Origin of the sequence: Streptomyces sp. NPDC059248 (genome assembly GCF_042753905.1) — a bacterium.
In the GTDB taxonomy this organism is placed as follows: Bacteria; Actinomycetota; Actinomycetes; order Streptomycetales; family Streptomycetaceae; genus Streptomyces.
The window spans coordinates 27300-49386 of record NZ_JBHYZV010000001.1 but is presented as its reverse complement, the minus strand read 5'-3'; the positions used below and the strand labels follow the sequence as shown (position 1 = coordinate 49386).

Here is a 22087-nt window from a genome sequence, read left to right as displayed (position 1 = left end):
CCGGAGGTCAGTTCCCGCGGCCGGCGGCGCGGCGGGGGAGGATCGTGGCGAGGCGTCGGCGGAACGCGTGCTCGGCCGTGCTGAGCCGGTAGACGTGCTCCTTGCCGTCCTTGGTCACGGTGCGGCCCGTGAACAGTCCGGGCGCGGCCGTGGAGAAGATCTGCTCCGCCACTTTCCAGGTCGCCCGCTCGGCCTTCTCCTCCCACGCTTCGAGGCCGCGCTCAGAGGCGTCGAAGTCCTCGCCGACGGAACGGAGACCGGCGAGCAGCCGTCGTACGACGGGGTCGAGCGCGTGCAGCAGGGTGTCCCCCGGGCGCTGGCCCTTGTCCCACGGGATCGGTTCGGCGCCCGCGGCCCGGCGGAGATCCCCGGAGAGGTGGTTGACGGCGGCGGCCAGGCTCTCCGCCTGGTCCACGGCTACGAGCAGGGATTCGTAGACGATGCCTTCCGGGTCGAGCGCCGTGACGGGAAGGGGGATCTCGTCGAAGAAGACGTCCTCGATGACGGCGGACTGGTTGCCGTAGACGATGCCGGTGAGTTCGACCTGGAGGGGGTACGACTCCGGCATCCGGTCGCCGACCTCGCGCAGCTTGCCGAGCAGGATGCTGGTCTGGAAGCCGGAACGGGTGGCGGTCGCCTCTTGGTCCTTGCCGGTGTTCCAGACGGCGAGCAACGCTTCGAGGCCGCGCCAGGCCGCCCGGCCCGGCTGGTGGCGGCGGGGGCGCAGGGGGCTCGCCGGTCCGGCCTTGGCGGTCTTCCTCGCCCGGGGGCCGCCGGGACGCTCCTTGATCCACGCCGTATGCGGCTCGTCCTCGGGGATCGTGGTGAGCCGGTCTCCGGCGGCGACGACGACCCTGGTGACCCGCGGCCCGGCCGGGGTGTCCTCGGGGATCAGCCGGATCCGGCGCGACTGCCAGGTCCAGAGGTCGAGCAGGCCGCGGGCGGGCCGGGACTGCCAGGCGGACAGGGCGCAGGAGAGGGTCTTCTCGATCTCGCCCTCGGTGGCGCGGCGGCGCCACTGGGGCCGGTCCTCCGAGTGGGGTTTCTGGCCGAAGGGGATGCTCAGCAGCAGTGTCTCGTAGACGGTGCGTCCCATGGGCATCGTGACGCCCAACTGACCCAGTGGCCCGGTGGGGTTGCCGGTCGTTTTGCCCGCCTTGGCCAGCGGGTCGCCGACGACGCCGGTCTTGATGGCGGCGGTGTCCCAGCAGTGTGTGTGGAGCAGCCAGCGGGCGGCTTCCGCCGGGGTCAGCTCCAGGGGATCGCCCTCGGTACGGGACGAGAACAGCGGCACATTGTTCCCGGTGGCCGCAGTGGCCACGAGAAGCGCCGACCCCTTGGTCTCGCCCTTCGCCGTACGGAGCCCGGCGACCTGCGCGAAGGGCTGGACGGGGTCGAAGAGGTCGAAGAGGTGCCCGTACTCGTCGAAGTACGCTCCCAGCCCCTGCCGCTGCTTCTCGGTGAAGGCACCGGCCCGGAACATCTCGATCCACTCGGCCGCGTCCGCCGGCCGTCCGAGCGCGTCCACGACCAGGGGGAGCAGGAGCTGGCGGTAGATCGCGGGCTTCTGCGTGGGCAGCTCGACCACGAGGTCCTGGAACCGGTCCGCGTCGAGAAGTAACTCGCGTAAGCCGACCGACTGCACTTCTTTGGCCCGTACGGCATGGTCCGCGCCGTCGCCGACCGGGCGCGCGGGCTGCCAGGACTCATCCAGCAGATTGAACAACTCGGTTCCCCCACAAAGCTTTTATGTCTCAGCGGCGCGACATCAGCGTGGCACACCCTCCCCCTTTTCGGAGGGGGAATGAGAAGATGCCCGAGGCCCCCGTGAGGTGACAGGTGTACACACCGAGGGGATGCTCCGCTTTTCTGTCTCTACGACGGATCGGCCCCGCTGTCGGCGGGGAAAGCGGGTCGGTGAGGAGCTGTTCCCGCCGTCCCGCTCCCCCGGCTCCCCCCGCTCCCCAGCTCGCTCTCGTCCCGCTCACTCTCATCTCGCGGATCGTGGCGCGCTCTCCGCGCGCTCCACCACGAGCCCCAGTTCGTCGTCGTACCGCAGTCTGTATTCGCCGAGTGCGGCATCGCGCCGAGAGTCGAGCACGAGCGCCGCGGTGTACCGCAGCCGCGGGTGCCCGAGCCAGCCGGGCAGCGGGCCCAGTTCGCGTATCGCCTCCTCCGACAGCTTCCCGGCGGGGAGCCGCACCGTACCGCCGAGCACGTCGTCCAGCAGCTCGTCCGGGACGTCGCCGTTGACCGTCAGACTTCTGCCGTGCAAGGTGCGGTACGTCATACCGTCCTGGACCACGAGAACGACCTCAGCACTGAACTCGCCGTCGCGGACGACGGCGTCCAGATCGGTGTCGCGGCCACCGCCGGGCAGCGACGCGTAGTGCAGTCCGGCGAGGGTGGCGCCTTCCTTGTCGCCGCGGCGGGTCAGCAGAAAGAGGTCGGCGCTCTCGGCCCGTTCCCGCTGCTTGGTCTCCCACGTCTGCCGCGCGGCTTCGGCGTCCTCGCGCCATGTCGACGGCAGTACGTCATCGAGGTCCCCGTAGCCCGTGGCGACCAGCTCGGGCACCTGGCCGGGGACGCTCCACTCCCCCTTGCCGTCGGCGGCCCCGGAGAGCAGGGCGGCGGTGCGCAGTAGCAGATGGCGCCCGTAGATGGCCTCGGAGGCACCGAGGAAACACGGGGGGTCGTGGTGGAACGCGGCGGTGGGCGTCCCGTGGGACCCATGGCCGTTGAATCCGGTGATCACCACCCGGGGGCGGCGGAGCCCGGCAGGACGGGGCACACCCTCATGGCGGTGCAGCCGTCCGATCCGCTGGAGCAGGAGGTCGATCGGGGCGAGGTCCGTGACGAGCAGGTCGGCGTCGACGTCGAAGGACTGCTCGGCGATCTGCGTGGCCACGACGATCAGCCGGGACCGAGGTCGGGGGCGGCCCGGGTTCGGGCTCTGCTTCGGGGCGCCGAGTCGCCGCAGCGCGTCCTGGATCCGGTCGGCACGCGGCCCCACGGCGAGCCGTCCGTGCAGCAGCAGGACCTCGCCGTCGCCGAACTCGGCGCGCAGGGTGGCGTAAAGGGCCTGAGCCCGTTGGACGGTGTTACGGATGACGAGGGCGCATCCGTCGGTCGCGAGTTCCGTACGGAGCAGGGCGGCGACCGAGGCGTCGGCCTCCTCCCGCGCCCGCTCCGTCAGTTCCCGTGGTGAACGCGGGGCGGGCACCGTCTCCGGCAGGAACTCCAGGGCGACGGGCAGTGACGGCCGCCAGGACGCGCACGACGTCACATCGAAACGGTGGCCGGAGCCGTCCGGCGCCCGCCAGGCCGCGGTCACCGACGGATATCCGTCCGGCTCGGGAAGGCCGTCGGCCGTGTACTCCTCCCGGGCGGCGGCACCGGCCAGATACGCGTCGACCAGGTCGCGACGCTGTTGCGGCGGAAGCGTCGCGGAGAGCAGCACCACGGGTGTCCCGGCCTGGCCGAGCCAGCGCAGTCCCTCCTGGAGGAACTGCGACATATAGACGTCCGCGGCATGCACCTCGTCAAGCACCACGACCTTGCCCGCCAGGCCCGCCATCCGGAGCATCACATGTTTCGTACGAGTCGCCGCGAACAGCAACTGGTCGATCGTGCCGACCACGAAGGGGCAGAGCAGTCCGCGTTTGGCACCGAGGAACCATTCGGCGGGGCCGCGGGACACCGGCTGCGCGGACGCCCGGTGAAAGGCGGCGACCCCGGGTCCGTACAGGTCGTCGTCATCGCAGTCGCCGTACTCGTCGATCCCGCCGAACCGGGCTTCCGGGTCATACCCGCTGGCCCCGGCCCCGTGCCCGGTCGGGATCTCGCCGATCAGGTCACGCCACTCCTTGTTGAACATGCGCTTGCCATGCAGCAGCGCGACCTGCTCGGAAAGCTCCTCGCCAATACCGCCGACCCACGACCTGACCTGGCCGAACATCGGGTCGCTCGTGGACTGGGTCGGCATCCCCACGAAGACACCGTCCGCGCCGAACCTGGCGGCCAGGATCTCGGCCGCCATCAACGCGGCTTTGGTCTTGCCTTCACCCATCGGCGCCTCGACCACCAGGAGCCCGGGGGCCTCCATACGGCGCGCGGCGTCCATGACAAGCACCTGCGACGAACGAGGCCCGTGCCCGAACCGGTCACCGAACACCTCGGGACCCGGCTCGGCCAGCCGCCCCCACCCACCGCGCAGACGCAGCCCCTCCCAGGCAATGGCGGCCCGGCCCCGCGCCCCGTCGAGACTCACCTTCGCGAGTTCGTCCACGCCCTTGAAGTGCTTCTCGTCGCTGGCGATCCAGTCCGTCATGACGACGAGCCCGCTCAGATGCAACTGCGCTGCGCGGGAGGGGATTCGTACGGGCTCGACCGCCGCGACGCCCTCGAACCCGAGCTCAGCGGTGAAGCGCTCCACCAGGGCGAGCTGTACACGTCGCCACGGCGCTCCACCGGCGTTCTGCCCCCGGCTGCCCCGAGGCTCCAACGTGGCGCTCTCCTCGGGAAACGCGCCATGATGCCCGGCCACCAGGGGCCACACCCAGCCGACCTGCTCATCGCGCCACGCGGCACCCCGGAGAACCGTACGCAAGACATACGCACCGGCCCTGTCGTGGCGCCACTTCAGCTTCCGGTTGGCGAGGGTGGGCTCATGCCACACCAACCCGGCATCGCGTACAGCCTGTGCACCCTTGGCCCACAGACGCTGAAAGGCGGGGGTAGCCTTCCCGCAGTCATGGATCCCGCACAGCCACGCGAAGAACCGTCGGCCTCTGCCCGGACCACCGGCGATGTCATCCATCATGCGCTTGGTGGAGGGCGCCAGATAGCCGTCCCAGACGCACTCGGCGACGGCCGCGGTGTCGAGGAGATGCGACAGCAGCAGATTCGTCGTGCCGCCGGCCTTCTCCTCGGACTTGCCCCACAACACGCCGAGCGCCTCGTCGCCGACGCTGCCGGACCGGGGCTGTAAATGATCTCCAGCCATACCGTCTCACTCCTTTGTGGGCTGCCCCGGCAGCCTAAACGGCACCACTGACAACGCCGGTCCACTGTCCCTTTCTGACCGATCCCGTTCATTTCTGCCCGCAGGGGCGGGGACGGGCTCCCGAGGTCCGTGGTGTGCTGGACGGGGACGGGCGGGATCAGGAACGATGCTGAAGCTGTTCGATCTTTGCGCGACGAGGGGTAGTTGAGTGCTTCGTGCCTTTCTCCGGAGGCGGTTCGGCAGTCATGACGGCGGTGAGACCTGTCTCTGGTCCGGCGGGGTCGACCGCCGGCTGTCGTGGCCTCGCGTTCCAACTAAATGAAATGCACGTTGATCGCCGAAAAACCCCCAGGTCAACAAGTGTCGGCCCCGCGCCTGCGGGGGTGTTCCCCTCCAACGCGTGATGTGACATTCAGTAGTTGCGTCGGCCCCGCGCCTGCGGGGGTGTTCCGACGTCGATCTGGCCGATCTCGCCTGTCGTGGTGTCGGCCCCGCGCCTGCGGGGGTGTTCCGTAGTGGCGGCCGGGGAACGGAGGCGGGGCCGCGTCGGCCCCGCGCCTGCGGGGGTGTTCCTTTCCGCGCCGTGCCGGAGAGCGGGCACGCGGGGTCGGCCCCGCGCCTGCGGGGGTGTTCCGGTGCGGTAGCGAGTGGACATCGGGGCCTCCTGGTCGGCCCCGCGCCTGCGGGGGTGTTCCGCCTCCTGGTCCGTTTCGCCGGTGAGTGCGAGCGTCGGCCCCGCGCCTGCGGGGGTGTTCCGCGGGTTGACGACGCGGAGGGTTTCCTCCTTGAGTCGGCCCCGCGCCTGCGGGGGTGTTCCGGTGCAGGACCGCGACCCGGAGAAGCCCGAGGGGTCGGCCCCGCGCCTGCGGGGGTGTTCCCCCTGCGCCGGAGACTGCATGCGGGGGTGTACCGTCGGCCCCGCGCCTGCGGGGGTGTTCCTGAGCTTCGCGAGTTCCTTCGTCTTGATGAACCGTCGACCCCGCGCCTGCGGGGGTGTTCCGGCACTGGAGGTGGCTCTGGAGCTGGCGGCCCTGTCGGCCCCGCGCCTGCGGGGGTGTTCCCTCCTGATCGACGATCTGGCCCTGACGCGCGACGTCGGCCCCGCGCCTGCGGGGGTGTTCCCCTGGTTGACCCATGTTGGCTACTTCCGACGCTGTCGGCCCCGCGCCTGCGGGGGTGTTCCGTCCGCCAGCGTGATCCCCGGCCCCGTCACGCCATCGGCCCCGCGCCTGCGGGGGTGTTCCCCGGATTGCAGCCTTCTTACAGGTGTGTCCGCTATCGGCCCCGCGCCTGCGGGGGTGTTCCGCGGGAGGCCGTCCCCGGCCGTGCGCGGCAGTAATCGGCCCCGCGCCTGCGGGGGTGTTCCGCATCTCTGCCTCGACCACGGGCACGTCGTCCGATCGGCCCCGCGCCTGCGGGGGTGTTCCGAAGGGGGCCCCGTCGCCGTACGGTGCCGAGGAATCGGCCCCGCGCCTGCGGGGGTGTTCCTCGTCCCGTTGCGTGCTGCTCCGCTTCGCCCGTGTCGGCCCCGCGCCTGCGGGGGTGTTCCGGCACTCGCCGCAGAGGGGCTGATCCGGTCCACGTCGACCCCGCGCCTGCGGGGGTGTTCCCGAGCCCACGTTCGGGCAGGTGTCGCTGGACGCATCGGCCCCGCGCCTGCGGGGGTGTTCCGATGGGGACCGGGCTCGGACAGTTCAAGCTGGCATCGGCCCCGCGCCTGCGGGGGTGTTCCACCTGTGCCGGTGATGCGTGAGCTGGTGCAGATGTCGGCCCCGCGCCTGCGGGGGTGTTTCGGATGGTCTTTCTGGCCAGATAACCCGCGCGCTATCGGCCCCGCGCCTGCGGGGGTGTTCCTTGGAGGGGTGCGCCGCATATGCCGTGGGTGGTATCGGCCCCGCGCCTGCGGGGGTGTTCCGAAGGCCGTCGAGGAGCGGTGGCACACCCCGGAGTCGGCCCCGCGCATACGGGGTGGGGTGTGGGGGCGGAAATGGGGTGAAGGTGGAGAGGGTGGTCATTAGCCTCGGAGTGTGAGCGGTGACGAGCGGGTATTGGCCTACTCCCGGGTGCATGTCGTGGGGGCGGTGGTGTCGTTGGCCAGTCCGTCGTGGCAGCGGGATGTGTGGCTGGATCCGTCGGAGTTCGAGAACATCGATCAGATCTTTCACGTGCTCTTCGACGACTTCTGCGACGCCGACGATCCCGAGCGGTATCTCGGGCTCAGTCTGAGGACCGCGGAAGAGGTCGTCCTCATGCGTCGGCTGGGGGCGGCGCTCGGGGCCGCCGAGCGGGAGGTGGTGGTGGATACCGACGCGGAGTATTTGCGGTCTTCGGCGTGGCCCGAAGTTGTGACCATTGCCGGGCGGCTTGTTCAGGTCATGGTCGACAACGATCTGATGGTGCTGGTGAGGATGTGCGAGAAGGCTGATCCTCCGGCGTCGAAGGCGTGGGGTGCCTCGGTGCGTGGGGTGTTCGAGAAGGTGTTCCGGGCGCGGGGTGCTTAGCCGGGCGGCTGGTGGGCGGGATGGGCTCGTACTCGTGCGGATGCTCGGGGGCTGCTACCCGGCCGTGAGGAGGGACTGGGCGGCGTAGAGGGCGCCGAGGGTCGTGGCCAGGGTGCCGAGGAGGAGGCGGAGGGTTTTGTCGGGGGCGTGCGGCTGGAGGCGGGTGCCCAGGTAGCCGCCGATCAGGCCGCCTGTGCCGCAGGCGAGGCCGAGCCACCAGTCGGGGGCCACGTCGCCGGTGCTGAAGAGGGAGAGCAGGGCGTAGGACGCCGCGCCCACGACGGAGGTGGCGAAGGTGGTGGCGAGCGCGGCCGGGGCGACGCGGGCGACGGGGAGGCCGCGGCCCGCGAGGATCGGGCCGAGGAGGGAGCCGCCGCCGATGCCGTAGATGCCGCCGACCGTGCCGACCGCGAGGGCGAGGGCGGTGAGGGCGCGGGGGGACGGTTCGGCCGGGGGCGCGGCGGGGCGGGACGCGGGGCGGAGCGTACGGGCGCAGAGCCACAGGCCGAGCGGTAGCAGCAGGGCCGCTATCAGCAGGCGGAACACCGTCGGGCCCGGGACGACGAAGACCCGGAGCGTCGCGCCCGCCACGACACCGGGCAGGGTGCCGCGGACGAGGCGTCCGACGAGTTCGTCGCGGAGCGCGCCGGTGCGGTGGTGGCGCCACAGCGCGCCGGGGCCGGCGACGACGTTGTACAGCAGGTTCGTCGGGGTGACGGCGGGGTTGGGGACGTCCAGGACGCTGAGCTGGACCGGGAGGAGGAAGACGGCTCCGGAGACGCCGACCGGTGAGGTCACCAGGGCGATCACCAGGCCCACCGCGATGCCGCCGGGTATCGCCCAGTCCACGTCCACCGTCGCTCCCCCGCCGTCGGCCGCCCCGTGGAGATCGATTATTCGCCGGATCCGGTGGGGCCGGTGGGGGAAGTGGGGTGTCGTCACGGGATGTTCATCGCCGTGAGCGACCGGATGGGGAAGCCCCGAGCACGCTGGAGGGCGCGGGGGGGCGGTAGGCGCTCCGGTGCGTCAGTCGGCCGGGATCACGTCCGCGACCACGCACGAGACATTGTCCGGCGCGCCGCCTTCCAGGGCGTGGGCGATCAGGGCCGTGACCGCCGACTCCGGGTCCGGGGCCCGGGTCAGGGCCGTACGGATCGCGTCGTCCGGGACCACCGTCGAGAGGCCGTCGGAGGAGAGGAGGTAGCGGTCGCCGGCGCGGGCCTCGTGGAGGCGGGCGTCGGGCCGGGCGGTGGGGCCGTCGAGTGCCTTCAGGAGCAGGGCTCGGCGGGGGTGGGACGCGGCTTCCGGTTCCGTGAGGGTGCCGTCGTCGATCATCGACTGGACGAGGGTGTGGTCGTGGGTGATGCGGAAGAGCCGTCCTTCGCGCAGGAGATGGGCCCGGCTGTCGCCGATGTGGACAAGGGCCAAGTGGGAGCCCGCCAGGGCCATCGCGGTGAGGGTCGTACCGGAGTCCGCGTCGTCGAGCGCGTCCACCGCCGTTCCTGCCCGGCGGAAGGCGTCCTCCAGGGCGTTGAGCACTTCCCCGGCGCTGCCGTCCGCCGCCGTCTCCAGGCCGTGCAGGCCGTCCAGGCCGCGCAGGGCGCGGATCGCGGCGGTGCTCGCGTGGGCGCCCCCGGTGCCGTAGCCGTCGGCGACGGCGATCAGATGCGGGGTGGCGTACACCGCGTCCTTGTTGGCCGTACGGACCGGGCCCTGTTCGGTGGCCGCCGCGTGGCGGATGGTGAGGGGGGTGCGGGACCCCGCGGGCTCCGCGGGCTCGACGCCCGCCCTGCGGTCCAGTTCACCGGCGAGGAAGAGCGCCAGATCGCGGCGGGCCCCGGTCTCCGCCTCCACCCGCGCCCAGTGGGCCCGTACGGCTCGCGCGGCGGCGGCCGGGTCGGCGGCGTACAGCGTGCACACCTCGTGGATACGGGGCAGCGGCATCCCGATCCGGCGCAGCCAGGCCACCAGCCGGGCCGCTTCCACCTGGGCGGGGGTGTAGTAGCGGTAGCCGGTGTACGGGTCGACGCGGGCGGGCTGGAGCAGTCCCAGTTCGTCGTAGCGGCGGAGTGCCTTCGGGGAGAGCCGGGTCGCGCGGGCGAAAGCGCCGATCGTCAGTTCGTCCGGAGTTCCGGTCGCCGTCATGGGTGACTCCCCTCGTCGCGCCGGGTCGTCGGTCCGGCGCCGGCTCCGGTGTCCTTTCCGTCGATGGTGGGGGTTCCCCCGGGAGGAAGGTCAACCCGCCGATTTCCGGGGGCGGGCATGAGGAAGCGGTGGGGCGCCCTCGTCCCCCGCGCGAGGACGCCCCACCGCTTTGTTTCGGAATGGTCCGCGACCGCGGCCTACTTGCGGTTGTACAGCCGCATCGTGGCCGTTCCGAAGACCACGATCAGTCCCGCGGCCCACCCCAGCGACCACGCGATGTCCGCCGCGGGCCACTCGCCCGCCATCAGCTCGCGTACCGCCGTGGCCACATGGGTCACCGGACTGTTGTTGACGAACGCCTGGAGCCAGCCCGGCATCGTCTTCGGATCGACAAAGACATTGCTGAGGAAGGTCAGCGGGAAGATCACCATCATGCTGACGCCCATCACGGACTTCTCCGTGCGCAGCATCAGGCCGAACATCGTCCAGACCCACGAGAAGGCGAACGCGAAGACCATCAGCAGGACGACCCCGAGGATCACACCGACGAACCCGCCGTCCGGCCGGTAGCCGATGATCATGCCGACGGCCAGCATCACCGCGGAACCGAGGACGTAGCGGACCATGTCGCCGAGGAGATAGCCGACCATCGGGGCGGGCCGCCAGATCGGCAGCGTACGGAAGCGGTCGAAGACGCCCTTGGAGATGTCGGTGTTCACCGCGACGCCCGTGTACATCGTGATCATCACGATGCTCATGGTCAGGATGCCCGGCAGCAGGAACTGGATGTACTCCTGGGTGGAACCGGCCAGCGCCCCTCCGAAGAGGTACGTGTACATCAGCACCATCATGATCGGGAACGCCGTCACGTCGAACAGCTGCTCCGGCACATGTTTGATCTTGAGCATGGCCCGCCAGCCGAAGGTGACGGACGCGGATAGCGCGCTCGGTCGCGGTGGGCGTTCGCGGCCCACCAGCAGCGCCGCCAGGTCTTCCGCCTTGGGGGTGTCGAGGACCAGGTCGTCGAGGTCCTTGGTGTCGGTCTTCGCCGTCGCGGTGGTCACGCCGCCGCCCCCTTCGCGCTGGTGGAGTTCTTGTCGGTGAGGGCGAGGAAGACCTCGTCCAGGCTGGGCTGTCCCAGGGAGAAGTTGTCGACGGTGATCCCGGCCCGGGACAGCTCGGCCAGGGCGCGCCCGGCGAGCTCGGCGGCGTCGCCGTCCTCGTCGAGGGAGCCCACCCGGGCGGTCAGGGCGACCGGGTCGGATTCGAGCTGGACCTCGCCGCCGAGCGCGACGGCGAGCACCTTCTCGGCCTCGGGCCGCTGGTCGGCGTGGCGCAGTCGCAGATGGACGGTGCCCGAGCCGACGGACGCCTTCAGCTCGCCCTTGGTGCCCTCGGCGATCACCTTGCCGTGGTCGATGACGGCGATACGGGACGCCAGCTGATCGGCCTCGTCCAGATACTGCGTCGTCAGCAGAACCGTGGTGCCCTGGGCGACGACCGCGCGCACGATGTCCCAGACCTGGCTCCGGCTGCGCGGGTCGAGTCCGGTGGTGGGCTCGTCGAGGAAGAGCAGGTCGGGGGTGTTGAGGATGGACGCGGCGATATCGATACGGCGCCGCATACCGCCCGAGTAGTTCTTGATCTGGCGGTTCGCGGCCTCGGAGAGACCGAAGGCGGCCAGGAGCTGGTCGGCGCGTTCGCGCGCGGCGGGCTTGGAGTGGCCGAGCAGCCGGGCCAGCAGAAGGAGGTTCTCCGTACCGGTGAGGTCCTCGTCGACCGACGCGTACTGCCCGGTGAGGCTGACCCGGCTGCGGACCGTGTCGGCGTCCTTGACGACGTCCCTACCGAAGATCCGCGCCTCGCCGTCGTCGGGGCGAAGCAGGGTGGCCAGCATCTTGACCGTGGTGGTCTTGCCGGCGCCGTTGGGTCCGAGGACGCCGTAGACCGTGCCCGCGGGCACGGTGAGATCCACGCCGTCGACGGCACGGTTCTCACCGAAGACCTTCACCAGGCCCCGGGTCTCGATTGCCAGTTCTGTACTCATTCGTCAGTCCTTGTGGTCCTTGATGAATCGAAAATTTCTTCGGTCTTCGTGGAGGGTTCGACTCATCCGGTCGCGAAAACTCATCGCCTGCGGGTCGCTCATCCGTCCGACCCCCCGCTATCGCGCAGGGGCGAACCGGTTAAAAACGGTATCAAAGCAGGTAAAGATCAAGCGATGGATCGGTGTGCCGGTGGATCGGTCGAGCGTGCCGGAGTGTATGGGCGGGCACTGACAGTCGACAGTGATTTACGGGGGCGTGGACCCACCGGCCGCGCACACCCGGGGCACGGGGTTCGGGTGGTGCGAATGAGGCGGGATAGTTGTGTGGGGCGGGTGGGTCTCAGGAGACGTACGGTCGCGCCTCGCGCGCGTTCCGCAGCGCCGTCCCCCACCAGCCGAGCCGGTCCGGCATCAGGGCGGCGATGGAGCGGTCCCGGCCGGCCGGCGGCTCGTCGAGGAGATTGATCGCCACCCCGTTGCGCAGTGTCACGGTGTGCAGCTCCGTGAAGACGGAGCGCAGATGCTCCACGGCGCGCGGCAGCCCGCCGGACCCGTACCCGTAGCCGACGAACGCTCGGTGAACCAGCGCGCGCGGTCGCCGGATCGGAGCCGGCGACCGCGCGAGATGCGGGGCGGTCAGGGTTCCCGGGTGTGGAAGATGTAGAAGGACGACACTCCTACCGCAAAGCCCACGATCAGTCCGATACCGGTGGAATTCAGAACACTGTCGCCCGTCAGACTGTGCAGAAATCCAACGGCGGCACCGGCCAGGGCTCCGTACGAGATGGCGCGTACCTCCTGGATCATCGCGCCCTGGATCCGGCCGAGGCCGTAGACCAGCCCGGCGAAGACGATCCCCGCGACGACGCCGAAGAGGACGTCCCACCAGTTCACGGCCGTTCCGGTACGGCGCAGAAAGCCGGCGTAGAAGCCGAAGAACGCGCCCAGGAAGAGGGGAACCGCCCAGGTGAGGACCGGTTGCGCCCCTCGTACCCCGTGGTGTCCGTGACGCCCGTGACGCATGTGACCGCCGCGTTGGTGGCGGCCGGGCGTTGCTGCTGGTGCGGCCATGGTGGGCGCTCCTTCCCACGCGTGGCGCGCGGTACGTCGTACCGCGCGGTCCTCCTCCCAGGTCACACCAGCGACCCGGGCCCGGCAACTCGTACGGCCCGGGTCCGGTCGCGCCCGTGCCCCGGGGCGCTTTCCCTGGAAGGGTGCGGAGCCTCCTGTCGACCGTCCTGATCGCCCTCGTCGCCGTGCTGACCCCGCTGAGCGCGCTCGCCGTGTGGGCCGACCGGGAGATCGGCGACACCGACGGCTATGTCACCGCGATGGCCCCGCTGGCGACCGACCACGATGTGGGGGACGCGGTCGCGGACCGGATCGCGGACGCGGTGCTGGCCCGGCTCGGCGGAAGGGTCGACGACTCAGGTTCCGGTTCCGGTTCCGGGGGCGAGGGCGCGGGCACCGGCACGGGCTCCGGGGACGCGGGGGAGGCGGGGGACGCGGAGCTGTGGGCGCTGGTCCACGACGCCGTGCTGTCCTTCGCGACGACGGACGCCTACCGGACGGCGTGGAACTCGGTGAACCAGGCCGCGCACACCGCCGTCGAGAAGGCGCTGACCGGCTATGACGGCAGTACGGCGAGTATCGACCTGGCGCCGGTGACCGAGGAGTTGAAAGCCCGGCTGAGCAAGGACGGAGTCCCGTACGCGGAGCGGATCCCGGTGGACGACACCCGGGTCGTGGTGCTGGAGTCGGAGCGGCTCGGGGTGGCGCGCGAGCTGTTCGACGGCCTGCAGAGCGCCGGTGTGGCGCTGCCGCTGCTGACCCTGCTGCTGGCGGTGTCCGCCCTGGTGGCGACGCCGCGCCGGGTGCCCGAGCTGGCGGTGGCCCTGGCCGTGGGAGGGGCGCTGCTGCTGGCCGTCGTCGCCTTGGCGCGCCAGTTGGCGCTGGACGATTCGGCGATACGGCTCTACCGGCCGGCCGCCGGCGCCGCCTTCGACGCGCTGACCGCGTCGCTGCGGGTCACGGCGTGGTCCCTGGTGGGAGGTGGGGCGCTGGTGGTGACGACGGTTCTCCGAAGCCGGCGGAAGAGGCGCGAGCGGGCGGGTCGGGAAGCGGAGGAGAAGGCTACGGAAGCGCCGAGTTGACGCCGGGGGCGACCACGCGGGCACGATGTCGCGGAGACTGGAGTTCGGTACGGATGAGGGGGCGGCGCCGGAAGCGGCGCCGGGTGCCGTGTGTGCGTCCGTTCCTTCTCCAGTGATGACGAGAGCGACGCCGGTCAGCGGCTTCGCGTACGACCGGAGGCCGTAATGGACAGCGCCATCTCGACGGCGGCGGAGGACGCCGGGGACCGGGCGGACCCGCCCCTCGACGACCAGGAGCGGCCCAGGGGCGGTGGCTCGGGCCGCCGGGCCGCCGTCTGGTCCGCGGCGCTGCTGCTGGTGGTACCGACGGTGGTCGTCGCCTGCCGGGCCCTCGACACGGACGCCACGACCCCCATCCCGCAGCTCCTCGCCTTCCTGCCGTGGCTGCTGGTGCCCGCCGGGGCGGCCCTGCTGCTGATGGTGCTCGCCCGCTGGGTGCCGGGGATGGTCTGGGCCGTCGTCGTACTCGCCGTCACCGGCTGGTTCGTCCGGCCGTACGACACCGGGCTCGCCGACAGGCCCTCGGGGAAGGTCATAGCCAAGGTCGAGGTCCTCACGGCGAATGTGGAGTTCGGCAACGGGACGAAGGACCTGCTGGCCCTGATCGAACGGGAGCAGCCCGACCTGGTCTTTGTGACGGAGTGCGCCGAGGCGTGCTCGCGGGGGCTGGCGACCGAGATCCCGGCGGCCGACTATCCGTATCGGAACGTGGTCGAGGGCAAGCTCGCCTTCGGCTCGGCGATCCTCAGCAAGTACCCGCTGCGCAAGGGGCCCGGGATCGAGGCGACCCTGGCGATGCCGGGCTCCGTCGCCACGATCGCGGGCCATGAGGTCAATGTGCAGCTCGCGCACCCGATGCCGCCGGTCCCGAGCGGTCTCGACGACTGGCGGCGGGAGCTGAGCCGGATGCGGGAGTACGCGGCGGGCGCGAAGGACGTCCCGGGGATCTTCGCCGGCGACTTCAACGCCGGTCAGGACCATGCCGCCTTCCGCCGCATACTCGACGCGGGCCGGCTGCGGTCGGCCGCCGCGCTCGGGGGCGCTTCCCGCACCCCGTCGTGGCCGACGATGGTCAGCAGCCCGCTGGGCACACAGATCGACCATGTGCTGATCAGCAAGGAGTTCTCGGTGCGCAAGGCCCGCTTCGTGGAGCTGGCGGACACCGACCACCGGGCCCTGGTGACGCAGCTGGAACTCCACGAGGCGCGGTAGGCGGCGCGGGCGCCCGGCGCACCCGGTCGGTCAGGTGCCGGAGCCGGGGTCGAACCCCGTCAGGTGCCGGAGCCGGGGTGGCGTTGCGAAAGGCGCTCCATCTCGCGGCGGTCCCGCTTGGTGGGGCGCCCCGCGCCCCGGTCGCGGACGGCGACCGGCGCCGTGAATTCCTTCGGCGGGGGCGGCGGGCTGTTGTCCTCGTAGCACTGGACGGCGACGGGCGCGCCCACCCGCTTGCGGATGATCTTCGAGATGACGACCAGCCGCTCCCGGCCCTCGTGGAAGAGCCGGATCCGGTCACCGGGCTTGACGGTGTGGGCGGGCTTGACCCGATCGCCGTTGACCCGGACGTGACCGGCCTTGCAGGCCGCGGCGGCCTGGGAGCGGGTCTTGGTGAGACGGACGGACCAGATCCAGGCGTCGACGCGGACGGACTCGCCGGACGGCGGTGGTGTGGTGCTCGGGCCCTGGGATGCCATGCCCCGACCCTACGCCCGGGGGCGGGCCGGAGGCCGGTGAGTTTTCCACGCGGAAGCCCCACCGGCCCCGGCTCGTCCACCGGCCCCGGCGTGCCCGGGGTGCCCGGCATGCCCGGGGTTTCGGTTCAGACGCCGATGTCGCGGCCGTCCTTGCGCCAGACGGCGACGACCGCCGGGCGGACGATACGGCCGGGACCGTCCGGCCAGACGCTCGCGGGGCGCTCGACGGACGCGCCGTCGAGCTCGCCTGGGTGCTGGACCGCGACGAGTACCCGGCGTTCCTGGATCACCGGGCCGCAGGTCTCCGCGCCCTTCGGCACCGTGAGGAACTGCTTCAGCTCACCGCGCCGTTCGCCGTGCGTCGCGACGCCGTACAGACCGTCGTGGGAGCCCAGTTTGTTGCCGTCCGTGGAGATCCACAGATTGCCGTGCGGGTCGAAGGCGACATTGTCCGGGCAGGAGATCGGGCTGACCCGGTCCTTCGGGAAGCCCGCGAAGTAGGTGGCCGGGTCCTTGGGGTCGCCCGCCACCAGGAAGAGCCGCCAGGCGAAGCCGTCGCTCGCCGGGTCGTCCCAGTTCTCGGCCAGTTCGAGGATCTGGCCGTGCTTGTTGAGGTTGCGCGGGTTGGCCTCGTCCGCGCCAGGCATGCCCGCCTTGCCGCGGTCGGTGTTGTTGGTCAGGGCGAGGTACACCCGGCCGCTGCGCGGCGAGGGCTCGACGTCCTCGGGCCGGTCCATCTTGGTGGCGCCGACCTTGTCACCGGCGACGCGGGTGAAGACGTACACCTCCTCGGCGGTCATCCCCGGCACATGGGAGGTCTTGCCGGTGGCCAGGGGGATCCAGACGCCCGAGCCGTCGAACTCGCCGTCGTTCGGAAGCCGGCCCGAGCCGTCGACCTCGGCCGCCGGGCTGTCACCGGAGAGCTTGGCGACGTACAGCGTGCCCTCGTCGAGGAGGGTGCGGTTGTGCTCGCGGGCGGCCCGCGACGTACCGCGCATCATCCGCTTCGACGAGACGAACTTGTAGAAGTAGTCGAACCGCTCGTCGTCGCCCATGTAGACCACGGGACGGCCGTCGTCCGTCAGCCGCGGCGCCGCCGCCTCGTGCTTGAAGCGGCCGAGGGCGGTCCGCTTGCGGGGGGTGAAGTCGGGGTCGTACGGGTCCAGCTCCACGACCCAGCCGAAGCGGTGGGACTCGTTGGGCTCCTGCTTCACGTCGAACCGCTTGTCGAACCGCTCCCACTTTCGTTCGGAGGGTCCGGAACCGATGCCGTACCGCTTGTCGGTGGCGCTGGAGCCGTTGGCGAAATACTGGTTGAAGTTCTCCTCGCCGTGGAGCGTCGTCCCCCAGGGCGTCTCGCCGCCCGCGCAGTTGTTGAGCGTGCCCAGCACCCGCCGCCCGGTCCGGTCCGCCGACGTCCGCAGCAGCGCGCCGCCCGCCGCCGGGCCCGTGACCTCGAAGCGGCTCGTCGCGGTCAGCCGCCGGTTGAGGTGGTGCCGGGTCACCGGGGTCAGCCGCCCCGACCCGCGCTCCTCCTCGACCACGACCACCGAGAGGCCGTGCGCGGCCCAGGCGATCTCCACCTGCTCACGGGTGGGGTTCTCCGGGTCGTACCCCCGGAACATCAGCACCTCGTCCGTGTACTCGTGGTTGGCCACCAGCACCTGACGGCCCCGCTCGCCCGGCAGCGGCAGCAGGGACAGGAAGTCGTTGTTGTAGCCGAACTGGCCGGCCTGCGCCTTCGCGCTCTGCCGCGACGCGTCGAACTTCGGCGCGCCCCGGAGGATCGGGTCGCCCCAGCGGATCACGAGGCCCTGGGTGTAGCCGGAGGGGACGGTCACCTTGTCGTCCGTGTTGGGCGCGACGGGCGCGAAGCGCAGACCGCGCGCGCCGTCGCCCGGTTTCCCGCCGTGGCCGTGGCCGTGGCCCCGGTGTCCGGCCGGGGCGGCGACCGCCGCGGCGCCCCCGCCGCCCGGACCCGCCACGGTCGCGGCACCGGCCGCCGCGGCGACGGTCACCACGGCAGCGGCGCGCACCATGGAGCGGCGCGACAGGGCGCTCGCGATGATGTCACCGGCGTACTCGTTGTCGCTGGTGTTCGGCACCTCCTGGAAGCAGGCGTCACCGCAGCGGTAGCGGCAGGTCAGGGCCGAACGGCCACCGGCATGGGGTGCGGCACTCAACAGGGGCAGCAGCTTGCGCACTTAGTCCTCCTCCGGCGCACACCCGCGCCGACAGCGTGTCGGAATCTCTCCGGGCGTGACGTTATGGGGGAACACGTGCAAATCGGCGGACGTCGGGTGAACAGGGGATGAATCCGTGACGTGGGTGGGGGGTGGGTGTGTCGGGAAACGTGCCGGACGGGGTGGTGGAGGAGGGGTCGGAGAGGGTGGTGGAGGGGGTACGTCTCCGGTGCCTCTCGGCCATTCGGGCGGAGCACGCGAAGGGCGGCGCGGGCCGTACCGTACGGGGAAGACCGCCGGGACCGGGCGGTGTCGGAAGCGGCGGCTAACCTTACGTGTCCGCCCTGACCAGGACACGACTGGGACAGCCTGGCCCAAGCGTGGACAATCATCGCACTCAACTCATGCGAAAGGGCTCGCTACATGGGCATTCGGAGTTTGCTGCGCAAGGTGTTCGGCCGTGACCGCTCGGAGCCCAGCGGGTCGGCGGCCACGGTTCCGGCACAGTCCGGGCGGGGCGATCAGGCCACCTCGGAGGCGGCACCCGCGGAGACGACCGGGTCGGTGCCGGAGACGGCGTCGGTGACCGTTTCCGCGACCGCCGAGACGGAACGGGCGGCGGAGGCCCCGCCGGCCGCGTCGAAGCCGGAGACGGCGTCGGCGTCGGCGTCGGCGTCGGAACAGAAGGCGGAGCCCGAGGCTGTGCCGGAGACCGCGTCGGCGACGGCCACGGTGACGGCGACGGCTTCGAAGGCCGGGGACGCTTCGGGCGCCGACGCCGGCGCCGAGTCCCCGGAGGGGCGGGCCGAGGATCTGGTGTCGGCCGCGTTCGACAATCCGCGCCCGTCGACGGTCGCGGTACCCGCGCAGACCCGTACGGAGCCGGAGCCGGAGCCCGAGCCTGTGGCTCCGGTCGTGGAGCCGGCGCCTGTCGAGGCCGTTGAGGCCGTTGAGCCGGAGAAGCCGTCCGCCGGAGAGCCCGAGGCGTCGGTGGACGTCCCGGTCGAGGCCACCGCCGACGTGGTGGCGGTGGAGGAGAAGGCCGAATCCGACGACCGGGCCGCCGACGTGGAGCCCGTACCGGCTGAGGAACCTTCCGCGGCGCCGGTCACCGACGAGGCCCTCCCGTCCGAGGCCCCGGCGGTGGAGGAACCCGCGCCCGGAGAAGAGCCCGCGCCTGCGGAGGAACCCGCGCCCGCGAAGGCCGAGGCTGTCGAAGAGCCCGCGCCCGCGGAAGCCGAGGCTGTCGAGGAGCCTGCGGCCGTGGCGACCGAGGTCGCCGAAGAACCCGCGCCTGCGGAAGCCGAGACCGTCAAGGAACCCGCAGCCGTAGTGGAGCCCGAGATCGTCGCCGAGCCGGTCACGGAGCCGACCGTCGCGCACGAGGCCGTCGAGGAGCCCGCGCCCGCGAAGGCCGAGGCCGTCGAGGAACCTGCGGTCGTCGTGGCCGAGGTCGCCGAGGAGCCGACGGCCGTGGAGCCCAAGATCGTCGCCGAGCCGGTCGTGGAGCCCGAAGCCGCCGAGGAACCCGCACCTGCGGAAACTGCGGCCGTCGCGGCTGCCGAAGTCACCCCGCGTAACGTCGCCGTCGCGGCCGCCGTCGCGCGGGCCGGTCTTGAGGGGGTACAGGCCTCCGTCTATCTGGTACTGGACCGGTCGGGTTCCATGCGCGGGTACTTCAAGGACGGCAGTGCCCAGCGGCTCGGCGAGCAGACGCTGGCGCTGGCCGAGCGGCTCGGGCGGGCCCGGGTCGGGGTCGTGTTCTTCTCCACCGAGATCGACGGCGTCGGGGAGCTGACCGGCGAGTCGTACGAGAACCGCATCGACGAGCTGCACGGGTCCCTCGGGCGGATGGGCCGGACCAACTACCACCTCGCCGTGGAGGAGGTCCTCGCCCTGCACGCCAAGAGCGACACCCCCGCAGCCCCCGCCCTCGTCGTCTTCCAGACCGACGGCGCGCCCGAGTCGCGTACCGCCGCGACCGCCGCGCTCGTGGCCGCCGCCGACAAGCCGGTGTTCTGGCAGTTCGTGGCCTTCGGCGAGTACGAGGCCAAGGCGTTCGACTACCTGCGCAAGCTGACCGCGGAGGGCGGCGACGGGCCGGCGAACATCGGGTTCTTCCACGCGGGGCCGACGCCGAAGGAACTGCCGGAGGCGGAGCTGTACGACGGGCTGCTGTCGGCCTGGCGGCGCTGAGCCCGGGCTCCGGCTCGGGCCCACTCGTCGCGGGCAGCGCCGCCACCAGGACCACTCCTGGTGGCGGCGTCCCGCTGTGTTGGCCGACGCGGATTCCTCGCGCCCCTCGCGCCCCTCGCGCCCGCCTAAACCCCCGACCCGCTGACCAGGGGAAGGGTGATCGTGACCGTGAGGCCGCCCTCGGGGCCGGGGCGGGCGGTGGCCCGGCCGCCGTGGGCATCGGCTATGGAGCGGACGATGGAGAGGCCGAGGCCCGCGCCCGGGCCCATCCGGTCGCGGCCCTCGCCCCGCCGGAACGGTTCGAACAGCGCCGGCACGTCCGCCGCCGCGATCACCGGGCCCGTGTTCTCCACGGTCAGGACGCCCCCGGCGACGACCACGGTCACCGTCCCGCCCGGCACGTTGTACGCCACCGCGTTCGTCACCAGGTTGCGGACGAGCTGGGCCAGCAGCGGCCGGTTGCCCCGGACCACCGGAGGGCGCCGGACCGTACGGCCCCGGGCCCGTACCGTCCGGATCTCGGCCCGGATGTCGTGCCGGGCCGCCTCCTCCGTGACGACCTCCACCCAGTCGACGTCGTCGGCGTCCTCCAGGCCGCGCTCCCCGCGCGCCAGCATCAGCAGCCCCTCGATCAGCCGCTCACTGCGCCGGTTGCTCTCCAGCAGCACCTCCTTCGTCGCCGTCAGCTCCTCCGGCGACGCCGCCGCGTCGAGGCCCACCTGGATCGCGGTGCGCTGCGTCGCCAGGGGGGTCCGCAGTTCGTGGGAGGCGTTGGCGATGAAACGGCGCTGGCCGTCGAACGCCTTCTCCAGCCGTCCGAGCAGCGCGTCCAGCGTGTCGCCGAGCTCCTTCAGCTCGTCGTCGGGGCCGCTGTCGGGGCCGATGCGTTCATGGAGCGTACGGGCGGACAGCCGCCGCGCCTTCGCCGTCATCGCGTGCACAGGGCGCAGGACCCGCCCCGCCGTCCACCAGCCGACGGCCACCGCGCACAACGCCGTGACCAGCAGGGCGGCGACCGACCAGTAGAGCATCTGCTGCGACGCGACATCGCTGACGTTGTCCGTGAGCCGGTCCGCGAGAACCAGATCCAGCTCCATCGCGGGGGCCGCGTCCTGCCCCGTGCCGCCGCCGCTCTCCCGCGACTCCCGGTACTCCTTGAAGACGGCGGGCAGATACTTCGACCGCTCCGCGATCGCCGCCGCCTCCGTCTGCGTACCGGCGCTGGACAGCAGGTTCACCACGGTCAGCAGCACACCGCCGAGAACCAGGAAGACCGCGCCGAAGACCAGGGCGATCCGGGTACGGGCCGACAGCGCCTGGATCCGCCGGGCGATCCACCGCCACCAGCGGGGGCGGGAGCGGGCGGGCCGGATGTCGTCCCCGTTCACAGGACCGTTCATAGGACCGTCCACAGGGCCGTTCACGGGACCGTTCACAGGGCGTACCCCACACCCTGCACGTTACGGATCACCATCGGCTCCCCCAGCTTCGACCGCAGCTTGCTCATACACACCCGGACCGCGCCCGTGAACGGGTCCGTATGCGCGTCCCAGGCCCGTTCCAGCAGCTCCTCGGCGGAGACCAGCGCCCCGTCCGCCTCCAGCAGGATCTGGAGCACGGCGAACTCCTTCGGCGACAGGTCCAGCTCCCGCCCGTCGCGGTCGGCGGTCCTGCGGACCGTGTCCAGCCGGATGCCGTGCCGCTCCAGCCGGGGCGGGACCAGCCGGGCGCTGCGGCGGCGCAGCGCCCTGACCCGCGACACCAGCTCGGGGAAGTCGAAGGGCTTCCCCAGATAGTCGTCGGCGCCCAGGTCGAGACCCGCCACCCGGTCCTCGGCGGACGAGGACGCCGTCAGCATCAGGATGCGGGTACGCGCCCCGGAGGCGACCAGCTCGCGGGCGACCTGGTCCCCGTGGACCCGGGGGAGGTCGCGGTCGAGGACGACGACGTCGTAGTCGTGGAGGCCGAGATAGGCGAGGGCCGCGTCACCGCTGTAGACGGTGTCCACGGCGAAGCCCGCCCGCCGCAGCCCCGTGGCGACGAGTTCGGCCAGAACCTGCTCGTCCTCCGCGACGAGTATCCGCATGACACTGTCCCCATCCGTTCCTGTTTGCGGCAATGTCTCCCCCCAGGATGCGTGTTTTCTACGCCCGACCGTGTTTCGCC

Annotated in this window: 15 protein-coding genes, 1 pseudogene and 1 CRISPR repeat array; of the genes and pseudogenes, 4 read left to right on the top strand and 12 right to left on the bottom strand. The window is 71.7% G+C overall.

Going from position 1 to position 22087, the window contains the following annotated elements:
* Positions 1–7: 7 nt before the first annotated feature.
* Both casA and cas3 read right to left on the bottom strand, forming a co-directional pair.
* Positions 8–1726 carry a type I-E CRISPR-associated protein Cse1/CasA gene (gene casA, locus ACFXG1_RS00235; protein ID WP_384711194.1) on the bottom strand — a complete coding sequence of 573 codons (1719 nt, stop codon included), beginning with the start codon at positions 1724–1726 and terminating at the stop codon, positions 8–10.
* Between the two features lie 264 nt (positions 1727–1990).
* Positions 1991–5005, bottom strand: a complete 3015-nt coding sequence (cas3, locus tag ACFXG1_RS00230; protein WP_384711197.1) for a CRISPR-associated helicase Cas3' — start codon at positions 5003–5005, stop codon at positions 1991–1993.
* A gap of 363 nt (positions 5006–5368) precedes the next feature.
* Positions 5369–6981: a CRISPR direct-repeat array (repeat unit 27 nt; unit sequence TCGGCCCCGCGCCTGCGGGGGTGTTCC).
* A 51-nt stretch (positions 6982–7032) separates the two neighbouring features.
* On the opposite strand from cas3, the gene ACFXG1_RS00225 reads away from it, so the two are divergent.
* Complete coding sequence (locus ACFXG1_RS00225) at positions 7033–7506, top strand: hypothetical protein (RefSeq protein ID WP_384714658.1); 474 nt, start codon at positions 7033–7035, stop codon at positions 7504–7506.
* Between the two features lie 54 nt (positions 7507–7560).
* On the opposite strand, the gene ACFXG1_RS00220 is transcribed toward ACFXG1_RS00225, so the two are convergent.
* From ACFXG1_RS00220 to ACFXG1_RS00195, 6 genes and pseudogenes are all read right to left on the bottom strand, one after another.
* Entirely contained in the window at positions 7561–8355 is a 795-nt protein-coding gene (locus tag ACFXG1_RS00220; protein ID WP_384714682.1) for a TSUP family transporter, read from the bottom strand.
* Between the two features lie 177 nt (positions 8356–8532).
* On the bottom strand, positions 8533–9651 hold the full coding sequence (locus ACFXG1_RS00215; RefSeq protein ID WP_384714661.1) for a MerR family transcriptional regulator: 1119 nt from the start codon (positions 9649–9651) through the stop codon (positions 8533–8535).
* A gap of 197 nt (positions 9652–9848) precedes the next feature.
* Positions 9849–10715: an ABC transporter permease gene (locus tag ACFXG1_RS00210; RefSeq protein WP_384714664.1), complete on the bottom strand. Its 867-nt coding sequence runs from the start codon at positions 10713–10715 to the stop codon at positions 9849–9851.
* A complete protein-coding gene (locus ACFXG1_RS00205) occupies positions 10712–11698 on the bottom strand; it encodes an ATP-binding cassette domain-containing protein (protein WP_384714667.1) in 987 nt (328 codons plus the stop codon). The genes ACFXG1_RS00210 and ACFXG1_RS00205 overlap by 4 nt, the downstream gene beginning before the upstream one ends.
* Positions 11699–12038: 340 nt before the next feature.
* A pseudogene (locus ACFXG1_RS00200) lies at positions 12039–12272 on the bottom strand (NADPH-dependent FMN reductase); the annotation flags it as partial.
* 62 nt (positions 12273–12334) lie between these two features.
* Positions 12335–12769 (bottom strand): hypothetical protein, encoded by a 435-nt coding sequence (locus ACFXG1_RS00195; RefSeq protein WP_384714673.1) that lies wholly within the window; start codon positions 12767–12769, stop codon positions 12335–12337.
* A 143-nt stretch (positions 12770–12912) separates the two neighbouring features.
* On the opposite strand from ACFXG1_RS00195, the gene ACFXG1_RS00190 reads away from it, so the two are divergent.
* Together ACFXG1_RS00190 and ACFXG1_RS00185 are read left to right on the top strand one after the other, a co-directional pair.
* The gene (locus ACFXG1_RS00190; protein WP_384714676.1) at positions 12913–13851 is read left to right on the top strand and encodes a hypothetical protein; all 939 of its coding nucleotides are present in this window, start codon (positions 12913–12915) and stop codon (positions 13849–13851) included.
* A 165-nt stretch (positions 13852–14016) separates the two neighbouring features.
* Positions 14017–15063 carry an endonuclease/exonuclease/phosphatase family protein gene (locus ACFXG1_RS00185; RefSeq protein WP_384739909.1) on the top strand — a complete coding sequence of 349 codons (1047 nt, stop codon included), beginning with the start codon at positions 14017–14019 and terminating at the stop codon, positions 15061–15063.
* Between the two features lie 59 nt (positions 15064–15122).
* Here ACFXG1_RS00185 and ACFXG1_RS00180 read toward each other — a convergent pair whose 3' ends face one another.
* Positions 15123–15542: an RNA-binding S4 domain-containing protein gene (locus tag ACFXG1_RS00180; protein ID WP_384709481.1), complete on the bottom strand. Its 420-nt coding sequence runs from the start codon at positions 15540–15542 to the stop codon at positions 15123–15125.
* A 125-nt stretch (positions 15543–15667) separates the two neighbouring features.
* Positions 15668–17746: a PhoX family protein gene (locus ACFXG1_RS00175; protein ID WP_384709478.1), complete on the bottom strand. Its 2079-nt coding sequence runs from the start codon at positions 17744–17746 to the stop codon at positions 15668–15670.
* A gap of 402 nt (positions 17747–18148) precedes the next feature.
* Between ACFXG1_RS00175 and ACFXG1_RS00170 the strand changes: the two genes are divergently transcribed.
* The gene (locus ACFXG1_RS00170) at positions 18149–19921 is read left to right on the top strand and encodes a VWA domain-containing protein (protein ID WP_384739904.1); all 1773 of its coding nucleotides are present in this window, start codon (positions 18149–18151) and stop codon (positions 19919–19921) included.
* 125 nt (positions 19922–20046) lie between these two features.
* On the opposite strand, the gene ACFXG1_RS00165 is transcribed toward ACFXG1_RS00170, so the two are convergent.
* Both ACFXG1_RS00165 and ACFXG1_RS00160 read right to left on the bottom strand, forming a co-directional pair.
* A complete protein-coding gene (locus ACFXG1_RS00165; protein ID WP_384709470.1) occupies positions 20047–21321 on the bottom strand; it encodes a sensor histidine kinase in 1275 nt (424 codons plus the stop codon).
* Positions 21322–21353: 32 nt separating this feature from the next.
* Positions 21354–22007: a response regulator transcription factor gene (locus ACFXG1_RS00160; RefSeq protein ID WP_384709467.1), complete on the bottom strand. Its 654-nt coding sequence runs from the start codon at positions 22005–22007 to the stop codon at positions 21354–21356.
* Positions 22008–22087 lie beyond the last annotated feature (80 nt).

Coding starts and splice junctions, on each gene's coding strand:
- cas3 (WP_384711197.1), bottom strand. CDS start 5,005: ATGGCTGGAGATCATTTACAGCCCCGGTCCGGCAGCGTCGGCGACGAG.
- ACFXG1_RS00215 (WP_384714661.1), bottom strand. CDS start 9,651: ATGACGGCGACCGGAACTCCGGACGAACTGACGATCGGCGCTTTCGCC.
- ACFXG1_RS00205 (WP_384714667.1), bottom strand. CDS start 11,698: ATGAGTACAGAACTGGCAATCGAGACCCGGGGCCTGGTGAAGGTCTTC.
- ACFXG1_RS00195 (WP_384714673.1), bottom strand. CDS start 12,769: ATGGCCGCACCAGCAGCAACGCCCGGCCGCCACCAACGCGGCGGTCAC.
- ACFXG1_RS00185 (WP_384739909.1), top strand. CDS start 14,017: ATGGACAGCGCCATCTCGACGGCGGCGGAGGACGCCGGGGACCGGGCG.
- ACFXG1_RS00180 (WP_384709481.1), bottom strand. CDS start 15,542: ATGGCATCCCAGGGCCCGAGCACCACACCACCGCCGTCCGGCGAGTCC.
- ACFXG1_RS00170 (WP_384739904.1), top strand. CDS start 18,149: ATGGGCATTCGGAGTTTGCTGCGCAAGGTGTTCGGCCGTGACCGCTCG.
- ACFXG1_RS00165 (WP_384709470.1), bottom strand. CDS start 21,321: ATGAACGGTCCTGTGAACGGGGACGACATCCGGCCCGCCCGCTCCCGC.
- ACFXG1_RS00160 (WP_384709467.1), bottom strand. CDS start 22,007: ATGCGGATACTCGTCGCGGAGGACGAGCAGGTTCTGGCCGAACTCGTC.